6 protein-coding genes are annotated in these 7,672 nt (G+C 54.3%); 4 read left to right on the top strand and 2 right to left on the bottom strand.

What is annotated here, in order from left to right; genetic code table 11:
* Both RMSM_RS13835 and RMSM_RS13830 read left to right on the top strand, forming a co-directional pair.
* A partial coding sequence (locus tag RMSM_RS13835; RefSeq protein WP_040766504.1) for a phenylacetate--CoA ligase family protein occupies window positions 1-791 on the top strand: 791 nt, incomplete at its 5' end.
* Between the two features lie 12 nt (window positions 792-803).
* Window positions 804-1,181, top strand: coding sequence for a DUF971 domain-containing protein (locus tag RMSM_RS13830; protein ID WP_008696989.1), 378 nt, complete (start codon window positions 804-806; stop codon window positions 1,179-1,181).
* 19 nt (window positions 1,182-1,200) lie between these two features.
* On the opposite strand, the gene RMSM_RS13825 is transcribed toward RMSM_RS13830, so the two are convergent.
* Entirely contained in the window at window positions 1,201-2,922 is a 1,722-nt protein-coding gene (locus RMSM_RS13825) for an outer membrane protein assembly factor BamB family protein (protein ID WP_008696987.1), read from the bottom strand.
* Between the two features lie 594 nt (window positions 2,923-3,516).
* Here RMSM_RS13825 and RMSM_RS13815 point away from each other — a divergent pair.
* A complete protein-coding gene (locus tag RMSM_RS13815) occupies window positions 3,517-5,955 on the top strand; it encodes a PSD1 and planctomycete cytochrome C domain-containing protein (RefSeq protein ID WP_008696982.1) in 2,439 nt (812 codons plus the stop codon).
* Window positions 5,945-7,381: a DUF1501 domain-containing protein gene (locus tag RMSM_RS13810; RefSeq protein ID WP_008696980.1), complete on the top strand. Its 1,437-nt coding sequence runs from the start codon at window positions 5,945-5,947 to the stop codon at window positions 7,379-7,381. Before RMSM_RS13815 ends, RMSM_RS13810 begins: the two co-directional genes overlap by 11 nt.
* 50 nt (window positions 7,382-7,431) lie before the next feature.
* Here the strand turns inward: RMSM_RS13810 and RMSM_RS40945 are convergent.
* A partial coding sequence (locus RMSM_RS40945; protein WP_040766493.1) for a hypothetical protein occupies window positions 7,432-7,672 on the bottom strand: 241 nt, incomplete at its 5' end.

The raw sequence follows: 7,672 nt of genomic DNA, 5'->3' as shown, positions 1-7,672 counted from the left end.
AATCGCGTTTAATGATGATCCAAAAACATAGTTGCACGGTCTTGTGTTGCACGCCAACCTACGCGTTACATTTAGTATCGACGGCAAAATCGTTGGGGATGGATCTGACGAAAACAAGCGTGTCACGGATCATTGTGGCAGGAGAGCCCGGCGGGTCATTGCCTGCGGTACGCAATCGCATTGAGCAATCGTGGGGGGCCAAACTAATTGACCATGCCGGAGCCAGCGAACTGGGGGCTTGGGGATTCGGCAGTCCCGATGGACGTGGATTGCATGTCATCGAATCGGAATTCATTGCCGAAGTGCTTGATTTCAGTGGCGACGATCCTGGCGGTCGCGAAGTCGATGACGGAGAAATTGGTGAATTGGTGCTGACGAATCTGGGGCGTTACGGAGGCCCCGCGATTCGCTATCGAACCGGCGACATGGTGCGAGCTTTTCGCAATCATGATCAGCCGTCGACGTTCCTGTGGCTCGAAGGAGGCGTGATTGGCCGGGCCGATGATATGATCGTCGTTCGCGGCGTGAATATCTTTCCTAGCAGCATTGAGTCGATTGTTCGCGAGGTAAGCGGGGCGGCCGAATACCGGATCATCGTCGAGCAAGTGAACGAAATGGATCAAATTCGGCTCGAGTTCGAAGGGGCGATGGACCAAGCGGCACAGGTCGCACAGTTGCTGAGGGATCGACTTGCATTGCGAGTCGAAGTGGCTCCGGTCGCCGAGGGATCGCTGCCCCGGTTTGAAGCCAAATCGCGTCGTCTCGTTGACCAAAGGTCACGCCAAGGTTAAACCGTGAGCACAATGAATAACTCTGAAGATAAATCCGCGACAAGCGAATCCGACCTGACGCCCGTTTCGATCACGCGTGAAGGCGAAACCGCAATCCAGATTCAATGGAACGATGGTACGAGCACTCGCTGGACTGTGGCTCAACTGCGGGCCGCATGCCCCTGCGCGACCTGTCGTGAAAAGAAACGAGGTGAACAGGAGAAGCAGGCCGAGAAAAAGCAGGCGTCGCCTAAATCACTGAGTTTGCCGGTGCTGAGCGCCGAAGAGGCACGTCCGCTACGAATCGAATCCATGCGTCCGGTAGGCACATATGCCTACAGTATCGCCTTTTCAGATGGGCATTCTTCGGGCATTTTCCCGATGAAGATGTTGGCCAATCCAGACGGCTGATTCAGCGGGCAAGCAGCCTTTAATCTCGGCTGGGTAATAGAAAGCAGATGGCCTCACGATCATTTCGCACGATCAGATGACGGCCTGCGATGGTCGGCACGTTCCATGTTTTCGAATTCAACGCGGGCATGCGTAGTTCTTGCTGATATTGTTCTTCGTCCAATGACACAAACAGCAGGTCGCCCGCTTCATCCTGGACCACAATCAAATCCTCCGCAACGAGGATTTGGCCTTGTCCCGATCGTTCGCGTCGAGGTTGTCGCCACCGCTGTTCTCCTTCGGCAATCGCCACGGCTTCGAGCGATCCATTGCTGAGTGCATAGGCGGTGTCGTTGACGACCACGGTGTTAGCGAATTTGGTTTTCAAGACGCGGCCAGATTGCCAAACCGCTTCGGCGTTGAGTTTGCCATTGGCATCGGCTGTGACTTCGACAAGAGCGCTGCCGCCACCGTAGCCCTTTCCGACCAGGAATCGGTCGTCATCCGCCAAGACAACGGACGAGCAATTCGCCGACGTATTGGTTTGTCCAGGCCACGAGAACGACCACAGGACCTTTCCGCTGTCGATGCGATGGCCGCTGATCGAGCTTTCGTTGACAATGACCACTTGGCGTTGCCCTGCCAGCGTCATCAGCATTGGCGAAGCGTAACTGATTTGGTCCTCACCGGCAGACCAGCGAATCTCGCCGTTTGCGGCATCAAATGCGACTAGTCCTCGCCCTGATTTGGCTAAATCGGACGCTGAGATCGCAGGATCGCTCGGTCCACCGAGTGGCACGATACAAAGTCCGTCGACCAGCAAGGGTGACGCCGAGCGTCCCCAAGGAATCGCTGTCTCGGATTCCGCTTGGTTCCAACCGGCTAATTCCAGCAAGTCGGCGTTCCATACCTGTTCACCCGATGCGATCTCGATACACAATAGCATGCCAGTGGCTCCGAGGGCGTACACTCGATCGCCCATGATCGTGGGAGTGGATCTTGGACCGATGCCTCCCAGTGGATGTTCGTGCCTCGCTTGATGGCTGACTGCCCACAGCAAAGCACCGTCGCCAAGTCGGTAACAGGTCAGCGATTCGGTGGCGTCTCGTTGTTCAAGGGTGATGGCTCGATCTTGGGTGACTGCAAACCCGGACCAACCTTCGCCGATTCCTTGCCGCCACAGTACCTCGGCCTCCGAGGTATTGCTAGGCATTTCGAATTTACGCTTCGGAATATAGCCGTTTCGCAGATTGCCTAGAAAACCGGTCGAGTCTGCTGCGGCAATCGTTCTCTCAGACGGCTCGAGCTTCGCAATCGCGTTTCCCGATGCCTCATCGATTGGAACACGCCCAGGTTGATTGGCACGTCCAAATCGCAGTTTGAAATCGGGCACCATTTCGCCACTAAACCCTTCGAAGCGGTACAAGCTGCCAAACACGGCGGCCATCGCGATCGTCATAACGGGAACGAGCAGCGGATAGCCATGATTTCGGGCGAGACGAAAAAGTTGAAGCAAAATGGTCAGCAGCGCTATCCCAATGACGCCGAAAGAGAACAGGTTCGCGTTCTGATGATCGCGTTCGGAAACGAACTGCTGCAGCAAGAAAACAATGACCGCTGCCGTAATCGCGACGATCGCTATCCGAAGCGGAAAGTTGGGCTCGCGTTGCGATGCGAACGGAGAATGTATCGAGGACGCACCGTCTTGATCCGAGGCAGGCTCAGTGGGATGGGATCCGGCGTCTGGATTCGAATCGGTCAAGGAAAAGTCTCGATCGTGGAAAGGATGGCTCGCGGCGAAGCGGCAAGTCGTAGATTCCCATCCATTGTAATGATCGATGCTAGATCAGAGTATGGATCACCGCAGCAAGTCGCCGTCTCTTGCGGCATCGGTTACAGCGATAGACAGCAGAACAAAAGAATCGTTCGAGCCAATGGCGTGGTACGCGAAACATGGTGCATTTGCATCGTGGGCACTGCTTGTCGAATTCAGCCATTTTTACTCCTTTCGCAAAGGGGAATATTTCGCGATGCAACAAGTAGAATGCGGCGAAGTGATCCTATCAAGTCCTTAAAACCGAAAGTCGTCGATCGCGGCGGTGCGGCAAGGTTGTGGTGTTGATTTCGTTATTATTTACTGGCGTTTTTGACAGAAATCGGCCTGTGTAGCGGTTCGCGTAAACGGTTATTTCGAGGCTAATCTTTATTTCGGCGCTTCTGTTTTCGCAATGCAGAACACGGCTACGGTTTAGCGTCGTGTAAATCAGGGCGTGAATGTTTTGCATCCACCTCGCCAGAGTGTTTACAATGCGTATCCCGCCTCTCCCACCCTTCCTTTCCTACCAAGTCGATTGCCATGCCAATTTCTAACGGTGCGTCTCAGCCGTTGCCGATCGGTCGCACGTCTGCGGTGCTGATTTGGCTGACGTTCGCTTGGCTAGTCGTCCTAACGCGACTCGTAGCCGCAGCGGAACCGGTCGAGTCAGTACCGCAATCCGAGATCGATTTTTTCGAAAGCCGCATTCGTCCGGTGCTGGTAGAACATTGCTATTCGTGCCACTCAACCGACGCGACGATTGTTCAAGGCGGATTGTTGTTGGGCAGTCGTGAGGCGACACAGACAGGGGGCGACAGTGGTCCTGCCGTCGTCCCCAAGAACGTTTCCGAAAGTCTGTTGATTTCGGCGATCCAATACGACGACTTTGAAATGCCGCCGAAGCAGAAATTGCCGCAGTCAGTCATTGACGATTTTGTCACTTGGGTTGAAAAGGGGGCGGTCGATCCTCGCACACAGTCCGCCGCCGCCCCGCGTCATGGGATCGACCCCATTGCTGCTCGCGATCATTGGGCATTCCAAAGCGTCGTTGCACCAGAGGTGCCGGGCGCGAGGATCACTCAAGACGATCAAGCTTGGATTCGCAGTCCGATCGACGCCTTTGTGTTGTCGAAATTGAATCAGAAGGGATGGCGTCCGGCTGCCAAAGCGGACAAGTATACGTTGCTTCGTCGGGCGACTTTCGATCTGATCGGCTTGCCACCGAGCCAGAGTGAGATTGATGCGTTTGTTGCCGATGACTCGCCCCGAAGTTTCGAGCGAGTCGTGGACCGTTTGCTCGCATCGCCACACTATGGGCAGCGATGGGGACGTCACTGGTTGGACCTTGTTCGCTATGCAGACACCAACGGAGCGGATGAAAACCACAAGATGCCTCACGCTTGGCGTTATCGCGATTGGGTCTTTGATCGGCTTAACGAGGATCAGCCGCTCGACGAATTTATCGTTCACCAGCTTGCCGGCGACTTGTTGCCCACGAACGATGAAGAACTCCGTCGTCAGCGGATCATTGCAACGGGAATGCTTGTGATTGGTCCTAAAATGCTGGCCGAACAAGACAAGGAGAAGATGCGGATCGATATTGTCGACGAACAAATCGATTGTGTCACTCGCACGATGTTAGGAATGACGGTTGCGTGTGCTCGATGTCACGATCACAAATTTGATCCGATTTCGACCGAAGATTATTACGCTTTGGCGGGCATCTTCTCGAGCACTCGCACGATGCTGCATGAAAACTTTGTTTCCAAATGGATGGAGCGAGATCTGCCGTCGAACGAGATTGACCAACAGCGCAGCGAACATCAAAAGAAGATCAACCGCAGTCGAGCAGCAGTCGAAGAAATCGTCGCCGGCGCCAACGCCGCGCTCCTAGCGAAGTTGAAAACGGAAACGTTGCCGGACAAACCCGAAGATCAATATCCCGAAACAACAAAGAAGCAACTCGCCGCCGCTAGGAAAGCTTTGGCTGACATCGAAAAAGCGATGCCTGCGTACGACATCGCGATGGCGGTCGAAGAGGGAACCCCAACGTCGTTGGCGGTGCATATTCGTGGCAACCATCTCAGCAAAGGCGATACGCTGGTACCACGCGGAGTGCCTCAGCGTCTGCAGAGCGTCGCGGGATTCGACACGATTGCCGACGACGAAAGTGGTCGTTTGAATTTGGCTCACTGGCTGACCTCGGCCGATCATCCGCTGACCGGACGTGTGATGGCCAACCGTTTGTGGATGTGGCATTTCGGTCAACCGTTAATGCGGTCCCCTTCAAATTTTGGTTTGCAAAGCGAAGCTCCACTGCACCAAGACTTGCTGGATTGGTTAGCACGACGTTTGGTGGATGAAGGGTGGTCGCTCAAGCGAATGCATCGCATGATCATGCTCAGTAGCACCTACCAAATGCGAAGCGACCTTTCGGACTATCAAGAAGATGATCCCGAAAACGAGTATCTTTCGCACCAAAATCGCAGGCGATTGGAGATCGAGCCTCTGAGAGACGCGATTTATATTGCTGGTGACTTGTTGGATCGCACGTTTGGGGGCAGTCCGGTCGCTGCCGATGCCCCGCGACAATCGGTGTATTTGCTGATCAACCGTGCGGCGCTTTTGGATCTGTTCTCTACCTTTGACTATGTCGAAACCGCTAACCACATCGAGCAGCGGCCTGTTACGACCGTGCCTAATCAGGCCCTGTTCTTGCTCAACAGCCAACTTGTTCATCAACAGGCCGAACGGCTAAGTGCATCGATGTTGGACCACGACGATGACGATGAGGTGCGGATTACCCATCTGTGGATGAAGCTGTATGGCCGTCCGCCCACCGCGACCGACATTGCGCTTTGTCAAGAGTTTGTTGCGGATGCTGCGGAGCGACTTCCCGATGGGGCGAATCCTCGGCAAGCTTGGTCGGGATTGTGCCGCACGTTAATCGCCGGGAGTTTATTTAGTTATGTCGATTGAATCAAAAAACAGTGAATCGTGTTGCCCAAGTGGATCTTGGTTGCATCGTCGCGATTGGATCAAAGGATCAATCGGTTTGGGCGGCATCGCCATGGCCAACATGATGGCGGGGGCGTCGATCAGGACAGCCGATGCAGGAGACGATTTAGATGCGACGTTGCCGCATTTTGCACCGCGTGCAAAGCGGGTCATTTTCTTGTTTATGCATGGCGGTCCCTCGCACGTTGATACGTTCGATTACAAACCGCAACTCGCCAAACACGATGGTCAGCCGCTGCCGTTTGATAAACCGCGGATTCAGTTCGCCAAGACAGGCAACTTGCTCAAAAGTCCCTGGAAGTTTCGACAGTATGGACAATCCGGCGCGTGGGTTAGTGATCTGTTTCCGCAGGTCGCAAAACATGTCGACGATTTGGCTTTTATCAAATCGATGCATGGATCTAACGAGGCCCATGGCGGGGCGATGCTAAAGGTGCATACCGGATCGGACACCTTTGTTCGACCTAGTATGGGGTCGTGGATCAGCTATGGATTGGGCTCGGAAAATGAGAACTTGCCAAGCTTTATCACGATCAATCCCACATTGGGACACGGCGGAGTGCGGAATTTTGGCTCGGCCTTTTTGCCGCCAATTCATCAAGCCACTCGGATCGGATCGACGCGTGCTCCGATGAAGAATGCAAGAATCGAAAATCTTGCCAGCGCCACCGCAACCACTCCGAAGCTGCAGCAACTGCAGCTCGATTTGCTACACAAGTTGGACGCTGCCAACGCGGGTTCTGCAGGATTAGATGCTCAATTGGCGGCGAGACTAGAATCGTTCGAGCTCGCTTTTCGGATGCAGATGGAAACGCCCTCGCTGATGGATCTTTCCCGAGAAACCGCGACGACGTTTGCCGAGTACGGTATTGATGGCGGTCCGACCGATAATTTTGGACGTCAATGTCTATTGGCTCGCCGGTTGTCCGAGTCGGGCGTGCGGTTTGTCCAAGTCACGCATAACTACTGGGATCAGCACAACAAATTAAAAGACAAGCACACTGAATTGGCGGCAGAAGTGGACCAGCCTATCGCCGCACTGCTTGCCGATCTCAAGCGACGCGGGTTACTTGAGGATACGTTGGTGATTTGGGGCGCCGAATTTGGCAGGACACCGACGGCACAAGGCAAAGACGGTCGCGATCACAATCCGCATGCGTTTACCTACTGGATGGCGGGCGGTGGTGTGAAACGCGGGTTTAGCTACGGCCAATCCGACGAGTTCGGCTTTTATGCTGCGGAACAGAAGGTCCACATCCACGATTTCCACGCCACGTTATTGCATCTGTTGGGGATCAATCACGAGCGATTGACCTACCGTTACGGAGGCCGTGATTTTCGTTTGACCGATGTCGAAGGCACCGTCATCTCCGAACTGTTTGCGTAGCGATCTCTGCGTGTGTTTTTTCGCTACTCAAGCGTATGTTTCGCTTGACCTCAAGCCTGATCTTCGGAGGGCAGGTTTTTTAGAACTGCTTGTTCGGTTAACTGCTTTTCTCGTTTGTGCGTGTGCCAAAGTTTGAGCATGATCCATAATGCGGCAAACGTTCCCGCGAAGGCGAGTGCGGCGTAGAACAGCGGTTGCACAAAGTTGTTGGAAATGTGTTCGGCTGCTTTGCCAGTCGATTCGATCGATCGGCCTACGATGCCCGCTTTGGAAACCACGATCGGGTTTCCA

Source organism: Rhodopirellula maiorica SM1, assembly GCF_000346295.1.
GTDB lineage: Bacteria > Planctomycetota > Planctomycetia > Pirellulales > Pirellulaceae > Novipirellula > Novipirellula maiorica.
This window is presented reverse-complemented; position numbering and strand designations above follow the sequence as displayed.